The following is a 21,291-nucleotide window of genomic DNA, read 5'->3' as shown; positions in this document are numbered from 1 at the left end:
CACACTTTTGTCAGCGTTAAAAGTAACTATGCCCTAAAGGACATTATGAAAAAATACTTATTAAGCGTAGCGGCAGCGACTCTCTTTTTCTCTTTTTCCTCTGCCAACGCGAAAACTGATATTGATGCATTTTTAGACGCTGAAAAACAGGCGCGTTATGGCAATTATCAACGCTTTAAAGAAGCAGTGAACTCATTGTCTCACCCACTTAAACCGTATGTTGAAAAAGCATATTGGGAACGTTACCCCAGTTTAAAACATCAAACAGAGATAGAGAACTTTCTCACGATTTATGAACATACGCCATTAGAGTGGCCAGTACGTAAAGCATGGTTAAGTTATTTAAAACGCAATAATAAAAAAGCGGCATTTATTCAAAGTTATCGTGAAACCACAAACAGTGAGCTTGCTTGTACCTATCTTACTTACCAGCTTGACCTTGGTGCGCCAAAAAAAGCGATATTCAATCAGGTAACCGACTTATGGACAGTGGGCGAATCGCAGCCTAGTGAATGTGATGGGCTTTTTAAGCGCTGGCGTGAAAATGGGTATTTAACTGACGATATTGTGTGGCAGCGTGTTACGTTAGCGGCGCAAGGGGGCTCTTACCGTCTATTGCCTTATTTAAAAACATTGTTGCCAGCAAATGAGCGTTACCTAGCTGATTTATATTTAAAAGTTAGGCGCGATCCAAGTGCAGCGGCGGGGTTATATCGTTATAAGCGCAAAACAGTGAAAGAGGGTGAAATAGCGCTTTATGGTATTAAGCGTTTAATTTGGCGTGATAAAGAGTTGGCATTAAAAGCGTGGCAAAAAGTTGAGGGGATGTTTGATTTTTCAGATGATGAAAAAGCGGATGTATATTATACCTTTGCGCTTTCATTGGCGTCGAGCGGCCATAGCCAAGCTAGCTTCTATTTAAATAAAGTATCCAAAGAGCGCCAAGATCGTAAATTAATGCAATGGCAGTTAGCTAATCTACTCAAAACCCAAGATTGGGAGGGAATTGCGGCATTTTTTACAGGTAAAGAAAATCTTAGCTTAGGGCAACAGTATTGGCTTGCTTATAGTTATGACAAACGCGCAGATCATGAAAAAGCCAAGGCAATTTGGACTAAAGTGGCCGCTAACCGTGATTATTACGGTTTTTTAGCCGCTGCGCGTTTGGGCATACCGGTTGACTTAAATGAGTTGCCCGTTAATGTAAATCAAGCTTTAGTAACAAGAGTGAGTAATGCACCGGGCTTTAAGCGTGCCAAAGCCTTGTATGAATTAGAGCGCTTTACTGCTGCTCGACGCGAGTGGAATTATTTAACTGATACCTCAGCTGATGATGAAAAATTAGCTGCGGCGGTACTTGCAGCTGAGCTGGATTGGTTTGATAGCACGATATTCACCCTAGCAAAAATAAAAGCATGGGATTATGTGGATTTGCGTTTCCCTTTTGCATTTCAAGACATGTTTGAGCGTTACAGCAAGCGAAGCAAAATAGACCTAACTTGGAGTGTTGCTATTGCACGTCGCGAAAGCTCATTTGCACCTGATGCGCGCTCTCATGCAAATGCACGCGGGTTAATGCAGCTATTACCGAGTACGGCAAAGTATATTAATAAAGGCACGGTTTCTAATCGTCGTTTGTATCAACCAAAAACCAACATTCGTCTTGGAACTCGTTATTTACAGTATTTAAAAAAGAAAAACCACGGCAATGAGGTGTTAGCTACAGCATCTTATAACGCTGGGTACCATCGTATTAAACGCTGGATACCAGAAGAAGCAATGCCGGCTGAGCTATGGGTTGAACTTATTCCTTATAGAGAAACCCGAGATTATGTTAAAAATGTATTTGCTTATCGGCAGGTTTATCACACTCGCCTTGGTCGAGAGGGAAACCTTCTAGCCCCCATATTAGAAATGACGATGGGCGGATAGTAAAAATAAATCTACAACCACAGAGGGATATTTACACAGTAAGTATCCCTCTTTTTTGAGCGCTTTGTGTATAAGTGGTAGACTCAAAGCAAGTTAAATTTAATAGATGGGTTTATTATGGAAAAATTAGCCGTTTTATACGCCGAACATATTGCAACATTGCAGCAGCGTACACGTACTATTTGTGAGCAAGAAGGGTTAGAAGGATTAGTCATTCATTCAGGCCAAGCTAAGCGCCAATTTTTAGATGATATGTATTACCCGTTTAAAGTTAACCCTCATTTTAAGGCGTGGTTACCGGTTATTGATAATCCGCATTGCTGGATTGTGGTAAATGGTAGCGATAAGCCAAAACTTATTTTTTATCGTCCAATTGATTTTTGGCATAAAGTACCTGGTGAGCCAAGAGATTTTTGGGCTGAGTATTTCGATATTGAATTGTTATTACAACCCGATCAGGTTGAAAAACTACTACCTTACGATAAAGCTAAATTTGCCTACATTGGTGAGTATCTTGAAGTAGCACAAGCACTTGGCTTTAGTATTATGAACCCTGAGCCAGTACTTAACTATATTCATTACCACCGCGCTTATAAAACGCAATATGAGCTTGAGTGTTTACGTAATGCTAATCGTATTGCGGTTGATGGCCATAAAGCGGCGCGAGATGCGTTTTTTAATGGTGGTAGCGAGTTTGACATTCAGCAAGCGTACTTACTGGCAACACGTCAAAGCGAAAACGAAATGCCTTATGGTAATATTGTGGCACTTAACCAAAATTGCGCTATTTTGCACTACACCCATTTTGAGCCAAAAGCACCACAGACGCACCATTCATTTTTAATTGATGCAGGCGCTAATTTTAACGGTTACGCTGCGGATATTACCCGTACCTACGACTTTAAAAAGCAAGGTGAATTTGCCGATCTGGTAACTGCCATGACGGCGCATCAAATTGAGTTAGGCAATAGCTTAAAGCCAGGTGTGTTGTATGGCGACCTTCATATTGATTGTCATAATCGTATTGCACAGCTATTAAGTGACTTTGATATTGTTAAACTACCTGCAGCGGACATTGTTGAACGTCAAATTACGTCAACGTTCTTCCCACATGGTTTAGGGCATCACTTAGGTGCTCAAGTACATGATGTAGGTGGTTTTATGCGTGATGAGACTGGCGTACACCAAGCGCCACCAGAAGGCCATCCATTCTTGCGCTGTACTCGCTTAATTGAGAAAAACCAAGTGTTTACTATTGAGCCAGGTTTGTACTTTATTGACTCTTTATTGGGTGATTTAGCACAAACAGACAATAAGCAGTTTATTAACTGGGAAAAGGTCGAAGCGTTTAAACCTTTTGGCGGTATTCGTATCGAGGACAATATTATTGTTCACGAAGATAGCCTAGAAAATATGACGCGTAATTTATTACTCGACTAAATCCTTATAAAGACGAGTTAGCCAATACGCGCTAAAATAAACGGATACAAAGGGGCCTTTTGGCCCCATTTTTTTAATTAAAGCCTAAGTAAGTGTTATGTCTGAATATAAATACCCAGCCGAAGCTGTATTTCATCAAGAAGAAATTAAAAAAAGTACCTTTATCGTTCATATAGGTCACACGCCCGATCTAAATGCTGCGAAAGCCTTTATTAAAAATATTGAAGAAAAATACAGTGATGCACGCCACAATTGTTGGGCACATGTTGCAGGTAACCCAGGTGGCAGCCATGTTTATGGTTTTTCTGATGACGGGGAGCCCAATGGCACCGCCGGTAAACCCATGCTCAATGTGCTAGTGGGCTCAGGCTTAGGTGAAGTGACCGCTGTGGTAACACGTTACTTTGGAGGTATAAAGCTCGGTACGGGTGGGCTGGTGCGTGCCTATGGTGGCTCACTTAATAATGCCTTAGCTAAATTACAAACTGTTGTAAAAGTGCCGAGTATTGAGTTGGTGGGCATTAGTGAATACAGCATGCAAGGCGCGATAGAGCAGCATTTAAAAACCAACTTTCAGGTGCTTAATATTAAAAAGCAGTTTACAGTAAATATTGAATGGATCATTACTATTGATAGTCGCCAAGCGCAGCAAGCAATTAAAGATATTTTTGATTTAAGTCACGGCGCAGTTGAGTTAACAATCAAAGAGTAATAATCTTACATCCATCCTGATTAATGGGTAAAGATTAAATTTTTCGAGTTATACAGTAGTTATTTTAATTTACTAATAAAAAAGCGATACGCTCAATGCAATTTCGTACCATCATAAAAATTCTTGGCCAACTGGTCGCACTGTTTAGTATTACAATGGTGCCACCAGCACTCGTGTCTTTAATTTATAAAGATGGTGGCGGGGTGCCGTTTGTTTTAGCCTTTATATTCAGTGTTGTTATTGGCTTAATGGCTTATTACCCAAATAGGCATGAACATGGGGATTTAAAAGCTCGGGAAGGGTTTTTAATTGTGGTTTTATTTTGGTTAGTACTAGGCGGGTTTGCAACGCTGCCGTTTATATTTTTACAAGATCCTGATCTGTCTTTAGCCGATTCCGTTTTTGAGGCTTTTTCTGGTTTAACCACGACAGGCGCAACCGTACTAACTGGCATTGAATATTTGCCTAAATCAGTGTTGTTTTATCGCCAACAATTACAGTGGTTTGGTGGTATGGGGATCATTGTGTTGGCTGTAGCAATTCTGCCTATGCTTGGTGTAGGTGGTATGCAGTTGTATCGAGCTGAAATTCCAGGGCCGGTAAAAGACTCTAAAATGACCCCGCGTATAGCCGATACTGCTAAGCATCTTTGGTATATTTACGTGTCTATTACCTTTGCGTGTACCTTGGCGTATTGGAGCGCAGGTATGAATTGGTTTGATGCAATTTGTCATGCTTTTTCTACGGTCGCTATCGGTGGTTTTTCTACTTATGACGCTTCTATGGGGCATTTTGATAGCCCAGTAATTAACTTTATTTGTGTATTCTTTTTAATTATCGCGGCTATTAACTTTTCTTTGCATTATGCTGCTGTAGCGAGTCGTAATATTAGTGTCTACATTCGTGACCCTGAATTCAAAGTGTTTCTATGTATTCAGCTCGCGTTGGTGGTGATTTGTTTCACGGTGCTTTCATCACATGATGTGTATGCCAATGGCGATGAAACCCTCGATCAGGCATTGTTTCAAGCGGTATCTATAAGTACAACAGCAGGATTTGCCACTGATAACTTTTCTGCATGGCCACTGTTTTTGCCAATATTGCTAATATTTTCAAGTTTTATAGGCGGCTGTGCGGGCTCTACCGCTGGTGGTATGAAAGTAGTGCGCGTATTTTTGCTTTATTTACAAGGGGTGCGAGAGTTAAACCGCTTAGTTCACCCTCGAGCTATTTACTCTATTAAACTTGGTCGTAAGGCGCTGCCGGATAAAGTGGTTGAGGCTGTGTGGGGATTTTTCTCTGCTTATGCATTAGTCTTTATTATTATTATGGTAGCGTTAATGGGCACCGGATTAGACAATATAACCGCATTCTCAGCAACGGCAGCGTGTTTAAATAACCTTGGCCCAGGCTTAGGCGATGTTGCCTCTCATTATGGTGCTATTAGTGATGCAGCAAAATGGATATTAACGGTGGCCATGGTATTTGGTCGATTAGAAATATTTACTTTATTAGTTCTATTTACCCCAACATTTTGGCGAGGGTAAACAAAAAGTAAGAAGGAATTATGGCTACAACCAATTTGGAAAAGTTACATCAAATAACCACAGGTGGCATGGTTGAACTGGAAATACTTACGCCTACTAGCAGTCGACGAATAAAAACGGAGTTTATTGGCTTATTAGAAAATAAGTTTATTATTTTAAATTATCCAAACGCTAAACGGCTCCCCATGGCAAGTGATTATTTATATGATGGTATTATGGTAGTGGTAAGAGCATTGATTGAGGGTAGTGAAGGCCATGTTATTGCGTTTCGTCAGCAAATCATGTCGGTATCATCACATCCGGCACGGCTTTTATTTATTCGATTTCCAACACAAGTGCAATTATTTGAACTTCGTTCGCAAGCACGTATACCTACACTGTTTCCTGCAAAGTTAAAATTAACTGATCAAAAACCTTTTTTAGAAGGAATCATAAAAGATATATCATTAACCGGTGTAATGTTTGATATCAAAACAACATTAACAATAAACGATATTAAAGATGCGCGTTGCAACGTTATATTTGATAGTGAGACAGAATATGAAGGGCAAATATGCAGTGTGAAAAAACATGCTAAGGGCATATATTGTGGAATTCGATTATTTGCCAGTGAAGAGCAAATGAAAACCCTGATGGGTGATCACTTTATTGATCCTAGCGCGCTTGAAGTTTAAATTGTCTAGGCCTGTTATCTTTCGACGTTGAACATTTTACAATTCTAAAATATCAACAAGCTCTAACATTTTCGCTCTTTTGCAACAAATAGCCATGTGTTGTTGTTATTTTTAAAAGTCATTTCAAATTTATTTTATAAATTTATTAAAAACAATTAGTTAAAGCTGTTTTTTTATTCTAATTTTTTTGTTTATAACAAAATTAAACTCAATTCCTCCTCTTTTTTGTTTATTTAATCCTCTTTTTTAGCGGTTACTCACCGACTGTGTGGTGTTTTCCTTAAATTCAACCCTTTGATTTTTATTGTTTTAATTTTATTGCCTCATCTGCTGTTGCTAAAAAGCAACAAAATAACGAGTTAAATAGCGCCATTTTCAGCTAGGTGCTGGTTAATTTATTGAAAATTATGGTTTTTATATTATTGGCATCGAAGTTGTAATAGTCAGGCTGTATAGAACGAAGCGTGATTTAAAGTAAAACACTTAATCACATAAAACATAAACTTTGAAGGAAGATTGATTATGAAAAGCATTAATAAAACTTTAGCACTTATTGCTCTTGCCTCTTCATCAGCGGCATTTGCAGCAAGCGACTTTGACACGCTAGACGTTGACGGCGACGGCGTTATTAGCCAAAGCGAGGCCGCTGCTGATGCAAAATTAATGAGTATGTTCTCAGAGCTTGATACTGACCAAAATGGTGAGTTATCAAAAGAAGAATTTTCTAAGTATAAATAACGGTTTGCTACATTCTGAGTTGCAAACGACAACCTAAGTAGGCAAGGGAGCTTACGAAAAAGAACAACAAGGAAAGTTAGAACTTGTATTTAATTGATTTTTTGATAGACCATAGCATTAAATTTTGAAGGATTAAATTATGAAAACATTACACAAAACATTTGCACTTATTGCTCTTGTCTCTTCATCAGCTGTTTTTGCAGCAAGCGACTTTGACACGCTTGATACTGATGGTAACGGCGCTATTAGCCAAAGCGAAGCCGCTGTAAACGCTGATTTAATAGCCGCATTTACTGAGCTTGATACCGACGGTAATGGCGAGCTTTCTAAAGCTGAGTTTGCAAACTTTTAATTTCTGATTTTTGCACTATACAGGGATTTCAGAAAAGGATTTCCCTCTTAATAGAGATTTATTATGAAAGCATTAAACACAACACTTGCGATTTTAGTATTAGCGTCATCATCAGCGGCTTATGCAGCAGTAGAATTTGCCTCTTTTGACAGTAATGGCGATGGTGTAATTAGCAAGCAGGAAGCAGCCGCTAATAAACAACTAATGAACATTTTTGATGATTTAGATACCGACGGAAATGGTGAACTTTCTAAAGAAGAGTTTACAAGAGTAAAATAAGTATTAACCCATCATACTCCACTAAAGCCGCTTAATAGTCAGCGGCTTTTTTGTTGGTGATTACTTAACTTAAGCCGTATAGTTAAAGAAAAATTGCGCTCACTTGGAATAACTTTTCAACCACGTTAATGTGCTTCTTATCTATTAAGAACATAATTACATGATCTCCGGACATAATAATGGTGTCATCATGGGCAATCAGCACGTCGTCGTTACGCACAATCGCACCTATTGTGGTGCCAGCTGGTAATTTAATATCAGCAATAGCACGACCTACCACTTTAGAGGTGTTTTCATCACCGTGAGCCACCGCTTCTATGGCTTCTGCGGCACCTTTACGCAGTGAGTACACATTTACAATATCACCTCGGCGCACATGAGTAAGTAACGCAGAAATAGTCGCTTGTTGTGGTGAAATAGCAATGTCAATTTCGCCGCCCTGTACTAAATCAACGTAAGCACCTCGTTGAATTAACACCATGGTTTTTTGTGCCCCCATGCGTTTTGCGAGCATGGCCGACATAATATTTACTTCATCGTCGTTGGTAACGGCAATAAACACATCAACCTGTTCTATGTGTTCTTCTGACAGAAGCTCTTGGTCTGACGCGTCGCCACAAAACACCACGGTGTTATTGAGCATCTCTGATAGCTGCTCAGCACGCTCTTTGCTTCGTTCTAGTAGCTTAACGCTGTGGTTTCTCTCAAGTGAACGGGCAAGGCCGGCCCCAATATTACCCCCACCGGCAATCATGATTTTTTTATACGAGCGTTCCAATTTTTGTAGTTCGTTCATTACCGCACGAATGTGTTTAGTTGCGGCAATAAAAAAAACTTCATCATCGGCTTCTATTACTGTGGTACCTAGCGGTTTTATTGCCTTACCTTGGCGATAAATAGCGGCTACGCGTGTTTCTACATTGGGAATATGTTGCTTAAGTGTAGAAAGGGCGTAGCCTACCAATAAACCGCCATAATAGGCTTTTACAGCCACTAAAGAGAGCATGCCATCAGCAAATTGCAATACCTGTAATGCGCCAGGATAGTCTATTAAGCGTCTAATATAATTAGTGACCAATGCTTCAGGAGCAATGTAGTGGTCGACAGGTAAATCATTATTATGAAATAGTTTTTCGCGGTGTTTTAAATACTGTTCAGAGCGAATGCGGGCTATTTTGGTCGGTGTATTAAAAATACTATAGGCAACTTGGCATGCCACCATGTTAACTTCATCTGAGCTGGTTACAGCGATAATCATATCGGCATCTTCAGCCCCTGCGCGGCTTAATACGTCGGGGTGCGCACCATGGCCGGCAACACCTTGTAAATCGTATTTATCTTGGAGTTCGCGTAAGCGGTGACCGTCGATATCAACAACGGTTATTTCGTTTTGTTCACCCACGAGGTTTTCTGCGAGTGTGCCGCCAACTTGCCCAGCACCGAGTATGATTATTTTCATTATGTATCCGTATTAATTACATTAGAGGTTTAGCTACCTCAAGGGCGAAGTAGCTAAACCTGCTGCGTTGCAATACTAGGTTTTTTTAACGAGTTTAGCGTAGTAAAAACCATCGCTTTCACCGGGTAATAACTGCAAGCCGGGCGAAGTGTTGGTGTCTTCACTATGCAAAGGAACATGCTCTACATCGTCGTTATTAGCTAAAAATTTAGCAACTTGCTGTTGGTTTTCTTGCGGAAGTACCGAACAGGTTGCATAAACTAATGTACCGCCTGGCTTTAATAGCGGCCAAATGCTGTCGAGTATATCGCCTTGGAGGGTCGATAAGTCGTTAATGTCAGATGCACGACGCAGCCATTTAATATCCGGATGACGGCGAATTACGCCGGTTGCAGAGCAGGGTACATCTAACAAAATACGATCAAACTGTTCTTCATCCCACCAAGTGTGAGGTTGCGATGCATCACCACATTGTAAGTCGGCGCCTAAACCAATGCGTTCTAGGTTTTGTTTAACACGTTCTAGGCGTGTGGCATCGCTATCTAGAGCAAGTACATCAGCATCGGCAAGCTCTAAAATATGGCAGGTTTTACCACCAGGCGCTGCACAGGCATCGAGTATTGCATCACCATTTTGTGGGTCTAGGTAGCGTGCAGCAAGCTGCGCTGCTGCATCTTGCACTGAACAGGCTCCGGTATCAAACTCAGGAAGTGAAAACACATCGCGTGGTTTGCTTAGTTTAATGCCATCAATAAAGTCTGGGTTTAGAGTATGTTCAATATCGTTAGCGGTGAGCATTTCGCTATATTCTTGGGTGCTAAACTGCGATTGATTCACTCGAAGCCACATTGGCGCTTGTTGCTGATTAGCTTCTAGAATGTCTTCCCAGCTATCTGGGTAGGCTTCTTTTACTTGCTTTATAAACCAGTTTGGATGGTTGTATAAACACACAGGAATCTGTTTGGCTTTTTCTTCAAGCTCAGCTTGTTGGCGCTGAAAGCTTCGTAAAATGGCGTTAATAAGCCCTTTTAAGCCAAGAGCGCGTAATTGTTGTAACGCATTAACGGTTTCGCTAATTGCTGCATGTGCCGGTACACGCATGTGTTGTAGTTGGTAAATGCCCACATATAACAAAAACTGGAAAATACGGCGTTTGCCTTTAAGCGGTTGTTCTACTAAATGCTGGCAATAATTTTCTAGGCTAGGTAAGTAACGCAATACTCCATAGCAAATTTGCTGCAGTAAGGCTTTATCTTTAGGTGATAAGCCTTGGCTAGCGAAAGGAAGTTCTTGATTAAGCGATGCGCCTTTATCAACCACGTTATATAAAGTTTCAGCGGCTAGCGCTCTGACATTGCTTACATTACTCATTATTTTCGCCTAATACGGTGCCGGGTGTGACCCAGTCGCTACGACCGTTTAAAAAATCATTAATAGCCATTGGCTTTTTGCCTTGTGGTTGTAATTCGCCAATAGATAAAGCGTGTTTACCACAAGCCACAACGATACCGTTTTTATCACTTGCTAATACAGTGCCAGCTGCGCCTGATTGTTCAACCACGTTTGCTTGGTATATTTTTACCGTATTACCACGCATTTGGGTAAAGCATACTGGCCATGGGTTAAAGGCACGAATATTACGCTCGATTTGCTCTGCATCCATAGACCAATCAATGTTGGCTTCGTCTTTTGAGAGCTTTTTAGCGTAATTGGCATCGGCGTCTTTCTGTGGCTCAGGCGTTATGTCCCCGTTGGCTAAACGATTTATGGTGTCGATTAATGCATCAGGCCCCAGTTCAGCAAGCTTAGTGTATAAGCTTGCACTGGTTTCAGTACTATCAATAGGGCAGCGGCTAATATGCAGCATATCGCCGGTATCTAGCCCTTCATCCATTTGCATTATGGTTACACCGGTTTGCTGATCGCCTGCCCAAATAGCACGTTGAATAGGCGCGGCGCCACGCCAGCGCGGTAAAATAGAACCATGTACATTTAAACACCCTAAACGTGGGGCATCTAAAATGGCTTTAGGTAAAATTAAACCGTAGGCAACGACAATCATGATATCGGCATTGAGGCTGCTTAGCTCTTCAAGTGCGTCGTCTGTTTTGAGTGATTGTGGTTGAAAAACGGGTAGGTCATGTTCTAGTGCAAGCGCTTTTACTTCACTGGCTTTTAGTTTTTTTCCACGACCCGCTGGACGATCTGGTTGACTGTAAACGCCCACTATTTGGTGTTCACTATTTATGAGTGCTTGCAGATGGCGTGCAGCAAAGTCCGGCGTACCGGCAAATATAATGCGTAATGGTTGTGTCACTGAGTTTCCTAATTATTTACTAAGGTGCTTATTACTGCGCTGCAAACTTCGCTTCTTTTTCAAGCTTTTTACGAATGCGTTGGCGCTTTAATGGAGATAAATAATCAATAAATAATTTACCTTGAAGGTGATCAAGTTCATGCTGAATACAAATCGCTAATAATTCGTCAGCATCAAGAATAAACTCTTTACCTTCTTCGTTGAGTGCAGCTACGGTAACGGTTTCTGCACGGTCAACTTTTGCATACGAATGAGGAACTGATAAACAGCCTTCTTCGCTCACGGTTGAGCCATCTTTTTTGATAATTTGCGGATTGATAAGCACGAGTGGTTCATTGCGCTCTTCTGATACGTCGATCACCACAATACGCTGGTGAATATCAACCTGTGTAGCAGCAAGCCCAATACCATTTTCTTCGTACATAGTTTCTAGCATATCTTTGACAATTTCACGCACTTGATCGTCAACAACAGTTACTTCTTTTGCGATTGTACGTAAACGTTCATCTGGAAATCTTAAAACTTCTAACCTAGCCATAGTTACCTTTTACACTTATGCTTAAATTTAGGGTATTGTATGTTCTTATTTTAGCCATTCACGTTCCCCTTTAACAGGTTTTGGTTAATAATAATGAAAAAACACTATGAGGAAGCTCAATGAAATCTCCGTTAATCGCAATAATACTTGCATTAGGTGCTACTTTTCCCGCGCTGGCAGATGTACTAACTATAAAAAAAGATGCACCTAAACAGTATGTTGTGAAAAAAGGCGACACGCTTTGGGATATCTCAGCTATATATCTAAACGAGCCTTGGTTATGGCCTGAGTTATGGCAAATGAATCCGCAAGTAGACAACCCACACCTTATTTATCCGGGAGATGCGTTAGCATTAATTTACGATACAGACGGTAATCCGCGTTTAGTGATTAATAAAGCGTATCGAAAGCTATCACCGATGGGACGTATTACACCAAAAGGGAAAGACGCAATAACAACTTTACCTCTTGCGTTGATTAAACCGTATTTGTCGTTTGAGCAAGCTATTAACAGCGATACTATTAAAGAAAAACCTTATATTTTGGGTGCAAACGAAAACACCAAAACCCAAACTATTGATCATATTTTATATGTTAAAGGTAACCTAAAACGTCATCAGGCATATGCTATTTATCATAAAGGAGCGCCTTATACCGACCCTAATACCGGTGAAGTGTTAGCGAGTAGAGCGTCTTATGTGGGTATGGCGCGTGCGTTTAGGCCGGGTGATGCGGCGAATGGTGAGCCGGCATCGGTAAGAGTTGAGTCGGTTAAACGCGAAATTAAACAAGGTGATTTTTTATTGCCTGCAATGGAAGGGCAGATGCTGCCTGCTTACTTTAATATGCACCGTCCCTCTGAACCAATGCAAGGTATTGTCATTTCTTCTCCGAGCCAAGTTAGAGAATTTAGCACGATGGATGTAGTGGTGCTAAACTTAGGTTCTGAGCAACAGCTTGAAGTCGGTCATGTACTTGATATTGAGCGCCAGTCACCTAAGGTAATTGATGGTGCCCGGGGCCCGCGTTACACAGAAGATTCAAGTCGATTAGAAAAACTGGTATCGGCTACGAGCGAATTGTTTGGCGCTGAAACCGACGAAGATAGCGTTACTTGGAAAATGCCAGCAGAAAAAGTTGGTGAAATGATTATTTTTAAAGTGTATGACAAAGTTAGTTATGCGCTGATCACTAAAAATCAGCACCCAATTCGCATTGGAGATTTTGCAGTAATTCATTAAGTAGCGAGTCGGTGTTCTAGGAGGGAGCATGGAGCAATCGTTTGGCAAGTTAAGTCATTGGCTTGCCTTTTACTTATGCAAAGGACTTGGAATAAAAGCGCTATTAGTCCTGTCAAAGCAACATTGTTTAGAGTCGCTGTTTTCTTTATCACACGCTCAGTTAGTCAACTTAGGTTTAACGGCTAATCAAGCTAGCAATTTACTAAGCACTAATTGGCAGCAAGTTGCGCATTATGAGCAACTGATTCGCCAACACAATATTATTGTTATCAGCATTTTTGATAGCGCCTACCCAGAACACCTAAAACAAATAGCCAGTGCGCCATTATTACTTTTTTGTAAAGGCGATATCAGCTTACTGTCTTCGCCACAAATTGCGATTGTTGGCAGTCGAAATGCAACCACCACAGGACTTGAAATTGCTGCAGAATTTGCACATCAGCTAACGCTTGCTGGCATAACAGTAACCTCTGGTATGGCGCGTGGCATTGATGGTGCAGCTCACAAAGGTGCATTAGCAGGAAATGGCAAAACCATTGCCGTGTTAGGTACTGGCGTTGATATTTACTATCCTAAACGACACAAGTTGCTCACCGAGCAAGTATTAACACAGGGCTTATTGGTGAGTGAGTTTTTGCCAGGTACGGCTGCCAATGCGCATAATTTTCCACGACGCAATCGTATTATTTCAGGACTCTCTTTAGGCGTTTTAATTGTTGAAGCCGAAATTAAAAGTGGCTCACTGATCACCGTACGTTATGCGCTTGAACAAAATAAAGAGGTTTTTGCGGTGCCAGGTTCAATTAAAAACCCGCTGGCACAAGCAAGCCATTTTTTAATTAAGCAAGGTGCTAAGCTGGTAGAAAACGTCGCGGATATTCTTGATGAGATGAACTTTTCATACCCTTCTGGTCTAAACTATAAAGAGTTAACTGATGCTGTAACCTCAGATTGCGAGGTGCTTAACAGTATTGGTTTTGAGGTGACCAGTGTGGACGATATTATGCGTCGAGTGCAGTGGCCAATTGATAAAGTACAAGCGCGATTGCTTGATTTAGAGTTAGACGATCAAATTGAACGTGTATTAGACGGCTATATTAAATTAAGCGCTGGAGGATAATATGTTTGATATTCTCATGTATTTATTTGAAAACTATGTTCACAGCGAAAGCGATGTATTTGTTGAGCAAAGCACACTTACCGATGAGTTACTCCGCGCAGGGTTTAACAAACCCGAAATTAACAAAGCCATTGATTGGTTAGATCAACTTGCCGCATTACAATACAGCAATGAATCGCCTTATTTATTAGCTACTCCACAACATGCAGTGCGTATTTTTACCGACAGTGAGTGCCAAGTTCTCGACACCGAGTGTCGCGGCTTTTTAATGTTTGTTGAACAAACGGGCGTCATTAATAGCACCACTCGTGAAATGGTGATGGACCGTTTAGCGGCGCTTGATAACTCAGCTATTACTTTGGAAGATTTAAAATGGTTAATTCTTATGGTGTTATTTAATGCCCCTGATTCTCAGCAGGCGTATGAGCAAATGGAAGAGCTTATTTTTGATGAGCCCAGTGAAGTGTTACATTAAAAGATTCACTAATAATGATTTGAGTAATCATTATTGCGTGTTTTATTATTTTCAGAGTTAACAAACCGACTGCCATAGCTTGTATCTTTAAGGGTTTTGGGTATATTAGGCGAAAATTCACCAACCACTAGGATTTACATGAGTAAAATCGATCATTCACTTTTCTCGGCTAACAAACACGCCCTAGAAAAAGAATATGAGATATGCCCGCAATGTGGTTCAGAACTCGTCATTCGTAATAGTAAATCTGGGCCTTTTTTAGGCTGCGCTAGTTACCCTAAGTGCGATTTTATTCGTCCGCTTGCCCATTATGATAGCAATGAAATCAAAATACTTGAGGACAGCGAGTGTCCAGAGTGTAGTAAGCCGCTGGTGGTGAAAAATGGCCGCTACGGTATGTTTATTGGCTGTACCGGTTACCCTCAATGTCATTATATTGCCAGTGAGCATGACGATACACCAAGTGAAGAGCCTGTGATTAGTTGTCCTAAATGTAAAAAAGGCCACTTGGTTTCACGCAGCAATAAATTTGGGAAAGTGTTTTATTCTTGCGACTGTTACCCAAGCTGTAAATACACACTAAACCACAAGCCTGTAGATCAAGCGTGCCCAGCATGTGACTGGCCAGTTGTTACTGAGAAAAAAACCGCGAGTGGTGTTGTGTTACAATGCCCACAAAAAAGCTGTATGCATAAGTTTGCTGCCACTGAATAACGTAAATATCTCTGGAGACAATTTTGTCTGACCTTTCTTCTTTATCTGCTGCAATAACTAGCTTAGAACAAGGCGATGTTATTTTATACCCAACCGAAGCTGTTTATGGCCTTGGTTGCGATCCTGACAATCAACAGGCGGTGGAACGTTTATTGAGTATTAAACAACGCCCCGTTGAAAAAGGGCTTATTTTAATTGCTGACAATTACGGGCAATTATTAAAATACGTCGATGACGCTAAGTTGCCTATGGATAAACGCGCTGATATTTTTTCAAGTTGGCCTGGCGCCATTACGTGGGTGATGCCTGCAGCTAAAACCACACCTAAGTGGTTAACAGGGCAGTTTAATACCATTGCTGTAAGAGTAACTAATCATGCAACAGTAAAGCGTTTATGCCAACAGTTTGGTAAGCCATTGGTATCAACGAGTGCTAATTTAACCAATCAAGCAACGGTAACAAGCATTGTTGAGGCACGACAGCAGTTTGCAGAGCAAGTGAGTTTTTATGTTGATGAACCACTAGGTGGTAATACGCGACCAAGTACTATTAAAGATGCCATGACTGGCAATGTATTCAGAGGTTAACGATGCAAAGCGAATTATTAAAACAAGTAAAAGCGTACTTTATGGCTTTGCAAGATACCATTTGCCAAGGGTTAGAAGCGGCTGATGGAAACGCACAGTTTGTTGAAGATAGCTGGCAGCGAGAAGAGGGCGGCGGTGGACGTACCCGTGTTATCACTAATGGTAATGTGATTGAACAAGGGGGTGTTAATTACTCTCATGTATTTGGTGCTTCTATGCCTGGCTCTGCCACTGCACATAGACCTGAACTTGCTGGGCGCAGCTTTCATGCTTGTGGTGTATCGTTAGTTATTCACCCGAAAAACCCGCACATACCAACAAGCCATGCCAATGTGCGCTTTTTTATTGCTGAAAAAGAAGGTGAAGAGCCTATTTGGTGGTTTGGCGGTGGTTTTGATTTAACCCCATTTTATCCTGTACTTGAAGATGTTGTGCACTGGCATCAAGTTGCACACGATGTGTGTCAGCCGTTTGGTGATGACGTTTATCCAAAATATAAAAAGTGGTGTGACGAATATTTTTATTTAAAACATCGTGATGAAACACGCGGTGTAGGCGGTTTATTTTTTGACGATTTAAATGAGTTGGGCTTTGAGCAAAGCTTTGCGTTAATGCAGTCGGTGGGTAATGGCTTTTTAGATGCTTATGTTCCTATTATTGAGCGTCGCAAAAACGATGAGTACACCGAGCAGCAACGCGACTTCCAATTATATCGCCGTGGTCGTTATGTTGAGTTTAATTTAGTTTGGGATCGTGGCACATTGTTTGGTTTACAAAGCGGTGGTCGTACAGAATCTATTTTAATGTCGATGCCACCCTTAGCACGTTGGGAATATAACTATACCCCAGCCGAAGACAGTGCAGAGGCATTACTATATAAAGATTTCTTAAAACCTCGTGATTGGTTAGCACTGGGTTAGGAATTATTGTTTGCCAGTCAATAAACTGTTTATTGACTGGCTTTTAAGGTTATCGCTTAAGCTTAAAACTTCGTACTTGCTCATCTAACGAGCGAGCTAAATTGAGTAATTCTTCACTGACTTTTTGATTTTCATCCGCATCGATTAACGATTGCTCGGCGTTATCACTGATACCAACAACGCTTCTGTTTATTTCTTCCGCGGCTAGATTTTGCTGCTCTGTCGCATCGGCTATTTGAATATTCAGCTGATTTATTTCATTCATTTGCCCTGAAATATCTTTTAAAGCTTGTGCAACTTGTTGTACTTGTTGCGCTCTATCGTCTGCTTCGGCACATGATTCACCCATGGTTTTAACAGTTTGCGCGGCTTCTGATTGTAACTTATCTATGGTGCGGCGTATTTCATCGGTAGAGGCATGAGTACGCGTCGCTAAGGTGCGTACTTCATCGGCAACAACAGCAAAACCTCGGCCAGCTTCACCGGCGCGAGCGGCCTCTATGGCAGCATTAAGCGCTAATAGATTTGTTTGCTCGGCAATGCTACTTATCACCTCTAGCACTTTACCGACTTCAAGCGTTTGCTCTTGCAGTTGACGCACCTGATGTGCTGCCTGACGAACATCTTGTGCTAATTGATTAATGCTGAGCTCAGTTTGCTCCGCCACATGCATGCTTTGTTGTGCAAGTTTGTTACTGTTTTCGGATTTTTCTTGTGCAAAATGCGTAGTGTTTCTTACCTCGTTTGATGAGCTTTCTAGTTCATTAATTGCTGCAGCCACCGAGTCTGTGCTTTTCTTTTGTTCTAAAATAGCGCGCTCGGTGGTATCGGCCGAGGTATAAATTTTTTCTGCTGAATGGATCAGCACTTTTGAAGAATGAGACACCTGAGCAATATTATCTTTAAATGTGGCAATCATTTTATTAAAGCTGGTGGCAAGCCAACCCAGCTCATCTTCTGCATTATCTTCAATACGCAAGGTTAAATCTTTATTAGTAGTTGCCAAGTGCATGGCATGGCCAAGCTTTTTAAGGCGCACTATAAATATTTTTTTAAATACGATACCAAGTAATACAAAGGCAATAACAAAAATAGCAGACAATAAGCTGGTGCTTACCAATGTGTTGTAGGTTACTTCACTATCTATATCGGCTAATGAATAGCTAATTTTTACTACACCGAGCACATCGCCTTCTTGTGCTTGATGGCAGCCTAAGCAGTTTGTGCCTTTATAATTACTGCTTGCGAGCATAGGGCGAAGATAGGTCATGCTTCTTGTATTTTCATTAAGCTCAATAAAAAGAGACTCTTTACCATTTAAAGCTTCTTGCTCGCTTTGTGTGTTAGGCGCTTGGTTTTTATTGCCCGGGCCATACAGTTTATTAATGAGTGGGCTTCTAATTATATGGGCGTCTTCAATATTTGGGTGAGCCCTTAATTTTTCACTTAGCAGCTCCCTATTCGCCATTGTACCGGTCAACATCATGGTATTTATTGAGTCAAAATAATTATCAGCAAGTAGCTTGATATTTTCTGCAACCGTATCTTGCGCGAGAGTACGCTGTTGGCTGGCACTACTCAAAATACTGGCTATGAGTACAATAATGCCGGTTAACGCTAACAAAGCATAAATTTTATGTTGGATTGATTTCACACGCGCCACGCTTTTCTACTATTTGATAGGGCATTATCTCTATTTTAGAAAAGCGGGTTTTGACTTAGCGCAAATAATCCCCAATTAAAGAGCAAGGCAGATTAATGCTGATTAATCATATGACTGGCAAGCTGTGCCAGTGATTGGCGTAAACCTTCGCGTAAAACGGGGTTATCAATTTCTATGTCTAATGTTTTATTCATGCAATACATCCACTGATCGCGCAAGTCTTGATCAATAGGAAATGGCATATGACGTTTGCGCAGCATAGGGTGGCCATGTTTTTCTACAAATAAGTCTGGGCCACCAAGCCAACCTGATAAAAACTCAAAAAATACTTGGCGAATTCTGTCTAATGGTTGAGGATGCATATCATATAACGGTTTAGCGTATTCATCGCTGGCCATTATGTCGTAGAATCTATTGGCAATTGCACGAGTGGGCGCTTCTCCGCCGATGATTTCATACGGGGTTTTCTCTGGCGTAGGCGCTTGAGTGGTTGTAGACGGCTTTGATCTTGAAAAGAGTCTTTTAATCATAGTTTTATCATCGTTAATAGGCAGTACTAAAACTGCAAAGAGGTTGTTTAAAATGGACAAATATGCGGTTTTTGGAAATCCAATCAAACATTCAAAATCTCCCAGCATACATCAGCAGTTTGCTAAGTCATTGGGAGAGCAAATCGACTATAGCGCAATTTTAGCACCTATCGATGAGTTTGAAAAAACAGTCGTTACTTTTTTTGAGCAAGGGGGCAAAGGCGCAAATGTCACTGTTCCTTTTAAAGAGCAAGCCTTTGCTTTAGCCGATGAACTCACCCCAGTTGCTAAACTTGCAGGCGCAGTAAACACCCTTAAAAAGCGCGATGATGGCAGTTTACTCGGTGATAACACCGACGGCATAGGCTTTGTGAATGATTTACTAGCGAATGAAATAACAATAACAGGTAAACGCTTGTTGATCATTGGTGCAGGTGGCGCTGCCCGTGGTGTTATTTTACCTTTACTTGAGCAACAGCCTAAAGAAATCATTATCGTTAATCGCACGGCACACAAAGCCCAAGCATTGGCAAAACTCTTTACTGGGCACGGCAATGTTTCGGGGTATGGTTTTGACGACCTTCCTCAAGTTGATTATCACTTGGTTATAAATTCAACCTCGAGCAGTATGAATAACGAATTACCTGCACTAAGCTCTAAGTATTTAAGCGCATGTGAAATGGCTTACGATATGTTTTATGCGACGCAAAATACGCTATTTATGAATTGGGTGAGCGAACACAATAAAGCGGCTAAGCTATTAGATGGCAGTGGCATGTTAGTAGGGCAAGCTGCACAAGCTTATTATGTATGGCGAAATAAAATGCCGGACATTGTTTCCGTTGTTACGGCACTAAAGCAGGGAGTACTTAAATGAATCAAGCAATACAGTTTATAGACCGACTCGAATTTAGAGAGCCAACTCACCAGCTAGTTTTTTTTGCACAAGTAAGCGGAATGCTAGTTGAGTGTGTGATCGCTGTAAGTAGTTTAAATTTAGCCGATGAGAGTCATGCAACGCGTTATTTTGAACAATACCGATTTGATTATGAAGAGCGTGCCGAGCAGCTAATCGAAGACGAAAGCTATAACTCGGCAGGGCAAATAGAAGTGAGTTTACTTAATTAAGCAAAAAGTTGTGGTTACTTCGCGTCTTCAGCTAAGTATTCATCTTTAAGCTGCACGTAATTATCGGCCGACACTTTTAAAAAGCTCAGCTCTTGCTCTGTTAAAGGGCGGGCTTGTTTCGCTGGGCTACCTACATATAAATAGCCAGACTCTAAACGCTTATTAGGAGGTACTAAAGCACCACCACCAATAATCACCTCGTCTTCTACAATCACATTATCCATAATAATGGCGCCCATACCCACAAGTATGCGATTACCTAATACGCAGCCATGCAGCATAACCTTATGACCCACGGTAACATCATCACCAATAATAAGCGGGTAACCCTCAGGATTGCTTTTAGTCGCTCTTGATAAATGTAAAACACTGCCATCTTGTATATTAGTGCGCTTACCAATACGAATATGATTAACATCACCACGGGCAGCAACTAGTGGCCATACACTACTATCATCACCTAGGGTGATATCACCGACTAATACAGACGACTCGTCTATATAAACAGAATCATTAAACGCAGGAGTTATTCCTTTATAAGAACGTATTGCCATATATGCACCTTTAAATTAAACAATATGAATAGTATCAGTGTAACAGTAGCGCTTATTTAAGTACCAGCAAAGCCTGATTTGATTATAAAACTAGCTGTTTTATCTGTTTTAGCTCAGATACTGACCGAACAGTGTGTTTTTTTAGTTTTTCTTTAAAAAAGTACTTGCGTAAAAATCTGTTCTCCCTATAATGCGACCCCACTGAGACGGCAGAGGCCATGCGCAGCAGAGCAACGCATAGCGAGGCATGAGCTAATCAGAGAGTTAAGTAAAACTTAAGTTTAAATCATCGCAAGAAAGTTTAAAATTAAGTGTTGACTCGAAAAATAAAGGATGTATTATACGCATCCCTAGCGACAATGTCGCAACGT

General features: G+C 41.0%; 23 protein-coding genes. 16 read left to right on the top strand and 7 right to left on the bottom strand.

What is annotated here, in order from left to right:
* The first annotated feature begins 45 nt into the window (after nucleotides 1-45).
* From KG708_RS17215 to KG708_RS17180, 8 genes are all read left to right on the top strand, one after another.
* Nucleotides 46-1,932, top strand: a complete 1,887-nt coding sequence (locus KG708_RS17215) for a lytic transglycosylase domain-containing protein (RefSeq protein ID WP_213611844.1) — start codon at nucleotides 46-48, stop codon at nucleotides 1,930-1,932.
* Between the two features lie 117 nt (nucleotides 1,933-2,049).
* Nucleotides 2,050-3,372: a Xaa-Pro dipeptidase gene (pepQ, locus tag KG708_RS17210; protein WP_213611843.1), complete on the top strand. Its 1,323-nt coding sequence runs from the start codon at nucleotides 2,050-2,052 to the stop codon at nucleotides 3,370-3,372.
* A 97-nt stretch (nucleotides 3,373-3,469) separates the two neighbouring features.
* Complete coding sequence (locus KG708_RS17205) at nucleotides 3,470-4,084, top strand: YigZ family protein (RefSeq protein WP_213611841.1); 615 nt, start codon at nucleotides 3,470-3,472, stop codon at nucleotides 4,082-4,084.
* 95 nt (nucleotides 4,085-4,179) lie between these two features.
* Nucleotides 4,180-5,631 carry a TrkH family potassium uptake protein gene (locus KG708_RS17200; protein WP_213611839.1) on the top strand — a complete coding sequence of 484 codons (1,452 nt, stop codon included), beginning with the start codon at nucleotides 4,180-4,182 and terminating at the stop codon, nucleotides 5,629-5,631.
* A 20-nt stretch (nucleotides 5,632-5,651) separates the two neighbouring features.
* Nucleotides 5,652-6,305, top strand: coding sequence for a flagellar brake protein (locus KG708_RS17195; RefSeq protein ID WP_213611837.1), 654 nt, complete (start codon nucleotides 5,652-5,654; stop codon nucleotides 6,303-6,305).
* A 522-nt stretch (nucleotides 6,306-6,827) separates the two neighbouring features.
* Complete coding sequence (locus KG708_RS17190) at nucleotides 6,828-7,043, top strand: EF-hand domain-containing protein (protein WP_213611836.1); 216 nt, start codon at nucleotides 6,828-6,830, stop codon at nucleotides 7,041-7,043.
* Nucleotides 7,044-7,182: 139 nt separating this feature from the next.
* Nucleotides 7,183-7,395: an EF-hand domain-containing protein gene (locus KG708_RS17185; protein ID WP_213611835.1), complete on the top strand. Its 213-nt coding sequence runs from the start codon at nucleotides 7,183-7,185 to the stop codon at nucleotides 7,393-7,395.
* A gap of 63 nt (nucleotides 7,396-7,458) precedes the next feature.
* Nucleotides 7,459-7,674, top strand: coding sequence for an EF-hand domain-containing protein (locus tag KG708_RS17180; protein WP_213611833.1), 216 nt, complete (start codon nucleotides 7,459-7,461; stop codon nucleotides 7,672-7,674).
* Between the two features lie 82 nt (nucleotides 7,675-7,756).
* Here KG708_RS17180 and trkA read toward each other — a convergent pair whose 3' ends face one another.
* The 4 genes from trkA to def all read right to left on the bottom strand — a co-directional run bounded on the left by trkA (nucleotide 7,757) and on the right by def (nucleotide 11,988).
* Nucleotides 7,757-9,133, bottom strand: a complete 1,377-nt coding sequence (trkA, locus tag KG708_RS17175; protein WP_213611831.1) for a Trk system potassium transporter TrkA — start codon at nucleotides 9,131-9,133, stop codon at nucleotides 7,757-7,759.
* Nucleotides 9,134-9,208: 75 nt separating this feature from the next.
* Complete coding sequence (rsmB, locus tag KG708_RS17170; protein ID WP_213611829.1) at nucleotides 9,209-10,504, bottom strand: 16S rRNA (cytosine(967)-C(5))-methyltransferase RsmB; 1,296 nt, start codon at nucleotides 10,502-10,504, stop codon at nucleotides 9,209-9,211.
* Nucleotides 10,497-11,450 (bottom strand): methionyl-tRNA formyltransferase, encoded by a 954-nt coding sequence (gene fmt, locus KG708_RS17165; protein WP_213611827.1) that lies wholly within the window; start codon nucleotides 11,448-11,450, stop codon nucleotides 10,497-10,499. The genes rsmB and fmt overlap by 8 nt, the downstream gene beginning before the upstream one ends.
* Before the next feature lie 31 nt (nucleotides 11,451-11,481).
* Nucleotides 11,482-11,988 carry a peptide deformylase gene (gene def, locus KG708_RS17160; protein ID WP_213611825.1) on the bottom strand — a complete coding sequence of 169 codons (507 nt, stop codon included), beginning with the start codon at nucleotides 11,986-11,988 and terminating at the stop codon, nucleotides 11,482-11,484.
* 119 nt (nucleotides 11,989-12,107) lie between these two features.
* Between def and KG708_RS17155 the strand changes: the two genes are divergently transcribed.
* The 6 genes from KG708_RS17155 (at nucleotide 12,108) to hemF (ending at nucleotide 17,045) form a co-directional block, all read left to right on the top strand.
* Nucleotides 12,108-13,229 carry a LysM domain-containing protein gene (locus KG708_RS17155; protein ID WP_213611823.1) on the top strand — a complete coding sequence of 374 codons (1,122 nt, stop codon included), beginning with the start codon at nucleotides 12,108-12,110 and terminating at the stop codon, nucleotides 13,227-13,229.
* A gap of 28 nt (nucleotides 13,230-13,257) precedes the next feature.
* Nucleotides 13,258-14,349 carry a DNA-processing protein DprA gene (gene dprA / locus KG708_RS17150; RefSeq protein WP_213611821.1) on the top strand — a complete coding sequence of 364 codons (1,092 nt, stop codon included), beginning with the start codon at nucleotides 13,258-13,260 and terminating at the stop codon, nucleotides 14,347-14,349.
* Between the two features lies 1 nt (nucleotide 14,350).
* On the top strand, nucleotides 14,351-14,824 hold the full coding sequence (locus KG708_RS17145; RefSeq protein ID WP_213611819.1) for a DUF494 family protein: 474 nt from the start codon (nucleotides 14,351-14,353) through the stop codon (nucleotides 14,822-14,824).
* Between the two features lie 138 nt (nucleotides 14,825-14,962).
* Nucleotides 14,963-15,538, top strand: a complete 576-nt coding sequence (locus KG708_RS17140) for a topoisomerase DNA-binding C4 zinc finger domain-containing protein (protein ID WP_213611810.1) — start codon at nucleotides 14,963-14,965, stop codon at nucleotides 15,536-15,538.
* 23 nt (nucleotides 15,539-15,561) lie between these two features.
* Nucleotides 15,562-16,125 carry an L-threonylcarbamoyladenylate synthase gene (locus KG708_RS17135; RefSeq protein ID WP_213611809.1) on the top strand — a complete coding sequence of 188 codons (564 nt, stop codon included), beginning with the start codon at nucleotides 15,562-15,564 and terminating at the stop codon, nucleotides 16,123-16,125.
* 2 nt (nucleotides 16,126-16,127) lie between these two features.
* A complete protein-coding gene (gene hemF, locus KG708_RS17130) occupies nucleotides 16,128-17,045 on the top strand; it encodes an oxygen-dependent coproporphyrinogen oxidase (RefSeq protein ID WP_213611807.1) in 918 nt (305 codons plus the stop codon).
* A 49-nt stretch (nucleotides 17,046-17,094) separates the two neighbouring features.
* On the opposite strand, the gene KG708_RS17125 is transcribed toward hemF, so the two are convergent.
* Entirely contained in the window at nucleotides 17,095-18,699 is a 1,605-nt protein-coding gene (locus KG708_RS17125; protein ID WP_213611805.1) for a methyl-accepting chemotaxis protein, read from the bottom strand.
* A gap of 101 nt (nucleotides 18,700-18,800) precedes the next feature.
* A complete protein-coding gene (locus KG708_RS17120) occupies nucleotides 18,801-19,238 on the bottom strand; it encodes a group II truncated hemoglobin (protein ID WP_013463674.1) in 438 nt (145 codons plus the stop codon).
* 52 nt (nucleotides 19,239-19,290) lie between these two features.
* Between KG708_RS17120 and aroE the strand changes: the two genes are divergently transcribed.
* Both aroE and KG708_RS17110 read left to right on the top strand, forming a co-directional pair.
* Entirely contained in the window at nucleotides 19,291-20,115 is an 825-nt protein-coding gene (aroE, locus tag KG708_RS17115; protein ID WP_213611803.1) for a shikimate dehydrogenase, read from the top strand.
* Nucleotides 20,112-20,366, top strand: a complete 255-nt coding sequence (locus KG708_RS17110) for a DUF1488 domain-containing protein (RefSeq protein ID WP_013463676.1) — start codon at nucleotides 20,112-20,114, stop codon at nucleotides 20,364-20,366. The genes aroE and KG708_RS17110 overlap by 4 nt, the downstream gene beginning before the upstream one ends.
* 14 nt (nucleotides 20,367-20,380) lie before the next feature.
* Here KG708_RS17110 and KG708_RS17105 read toward each other — a convergent pair whose 3' ends face one another.
* The gene (locus KG708_RS17105) at nucleotides 20,381-20,920 is read right to left on the bottom strand and encodes a gamma carbonic anhydrase family protein (protein ID WP_076922776.1); all 540 of its coding nucleotides are present in this window, start codon (nucleotides 20,918-20,920) and stop codon (nucleotides 20,381-20,383) included.
* Nucleotides 20,921-21,291 lie beyond the last annotated feature (371 nt).

The sequence above is a fragment of the Pseudoalteromonas sp. genome (assembly GCF_018402495.1).
In the GTDB taxonomy this organism is placed as follows: Bacteria; Pseudomonadota; Gammaproteobacteria; order Enterobacterales; family Alteromonadaceae; genus Pseudoalteromonas.
Note: the sequence above shows the minus strand (reverse complement) of the source record. Positions and strands in the feature narration are given on the sequence as shown.

What these genes read in the sequence shown, in the direction of transcription:
- KG708_RS17215 (WP_213611844.1), top strand. Translation starts at nt 46, where the DNA reads ATGAAAAAATACTTATTAAGCGTAGCGGCAGCGACTCTCTTTTTCTCT.
- pepQ (WP_213611843.1), top strand. Translation starts at nt 2,050, where the DNA reads ATGGAAAAATTAGCCGTTTTATACGCCGAACATATTGCAACATTGCAG.
- KG708_RS17205 (WP_213611841.1), top strand. Translation starts at nt 3,470, where the DNA reads ATGTCTGAATATAAATACCCAGCCGAAGCTGTATTTCATCAAGAAGAA.
- KG708_RS17200 (WP_213611839.1), top strand. Translation starts at nt 4,180, where the DNA reads ATGCAATTTCGTACCATCATAAAAATTCTTGGCCAACTGGTCGCACTG.
- KG708_RS17195 (WP_213611837.1), top strand. Translation starts at nt 5,652, where the DNA reads ATGGCTACAACCAATTTGGAAAAGTTACATCAAATAACCACAGGTGGC.
- KG708_RS17190 (WP_213611836.1), top strand. Translation starts at nt 6,828, where the DNA reads ATGAAAAGCATTAATAAAACTTTAGCACTTATTGCTCTTGCCTCTTCA.
- KG708_RS17185 (WP_213611835.1), top strand. Translation starts at nt 7,183, where the DNA reads ATGAAAACATTACACAAAACATTTGCACTTATTGCTCTTGTCTCTTCA.
- KG708_RS17180 (WP_213611833.1), top strand. Translation starts at nt 7,459, where the DNA reads ATGAAAGCATTAAACACAACACTTGCGATTTTAGTATTAGCGTCATCA.
- trkA (WP_213611831.1), bottom strand. Translation starts at nt 9,133, where the DNA reads ATGAAAATAATCATACTCGGTGCTGGGCAAGTTGGCGGCACACTCGCA.
- rsmB (WP_213611829.1), bottom strand. Translation starts at nt 10,504, where the DNA reads ATGAGTAATGTAAGCAATGTCAGAGCGCTAGCCGCTGAAACTTTATAT.
- def (WP_213611825.1), bottom strand. Translation starts at nt 11,988, where the DNA reads ATGGCTAGGTTAGAAGTTTTAAGATTTCCAGATGAACGTTTACGTACA.
- KG708_RS17155 (WP_213611823.1), top strand. Translation starts at nt 12,108, where the DNA reads ATGAAATCTCCGTTAATCGCAATAATACTTGCATTAGGTGCTACTTTT.
- dprA (WP_213611821.1), top strand. Translation starts at nt 13,258, where the DNA reads ATGGAGCAATCGTTTGGCAAGTTAAGTCATTGGCTTGCCTTTTACTTA.
- KG708_RS17145 (WP_213611819.1), top strand. Translation starts at nt 14,351, where the DNA reads ATGTTTGATATTCTCATGTATTTATTTGAAAACTATGTTCACAGCGAA.
- KG708_RS17140 (WP_213611810.1), top strand. Translation starts at nt 14,963, where the DNA reads ATGAGTAAAATCGATCATTCACTTTTCTCGGCTAACAAACACGCCCTA.
- hemF (WP_213611807.1), top strand. Translation starts at nt 16,128, where the DNA reads ATGCAAAGCGAATTATTAAAACAAGTAAAAGCGTACTTTATGGCTTTG.
- KG708_RS17120 (WP_013463674.1), bottom strand. Translation starts at nt 19,238, where the DNA reads ATGATTAAAAGACTCTTTTCAAGATCAAAGCCGTCTACAACCACTCAA.
- aroE (WP_213611803.1), top strand. Translation starts at nt 19,291, where the DNA reads ATGGACAAATATGCGGTTTTTGGAAATCCAATCAAACATTCAAAATCT.
- KG708_RS17110 (WP_013463676.1), top strand. Translation starts at nt 20,112, where the DNA reads ATGAATCAAGCAATACAGTTTATAGACCGACTCGAATTTAGAGAGCCA.
- KG708_RS17105 (WP_076922776.1), bottom strand. Translation starts at nt 20,920, where the DNA reads ATGGCAATACGTTCTTATAAAGGAATAACTCCTGCGTTTAATGATTCT.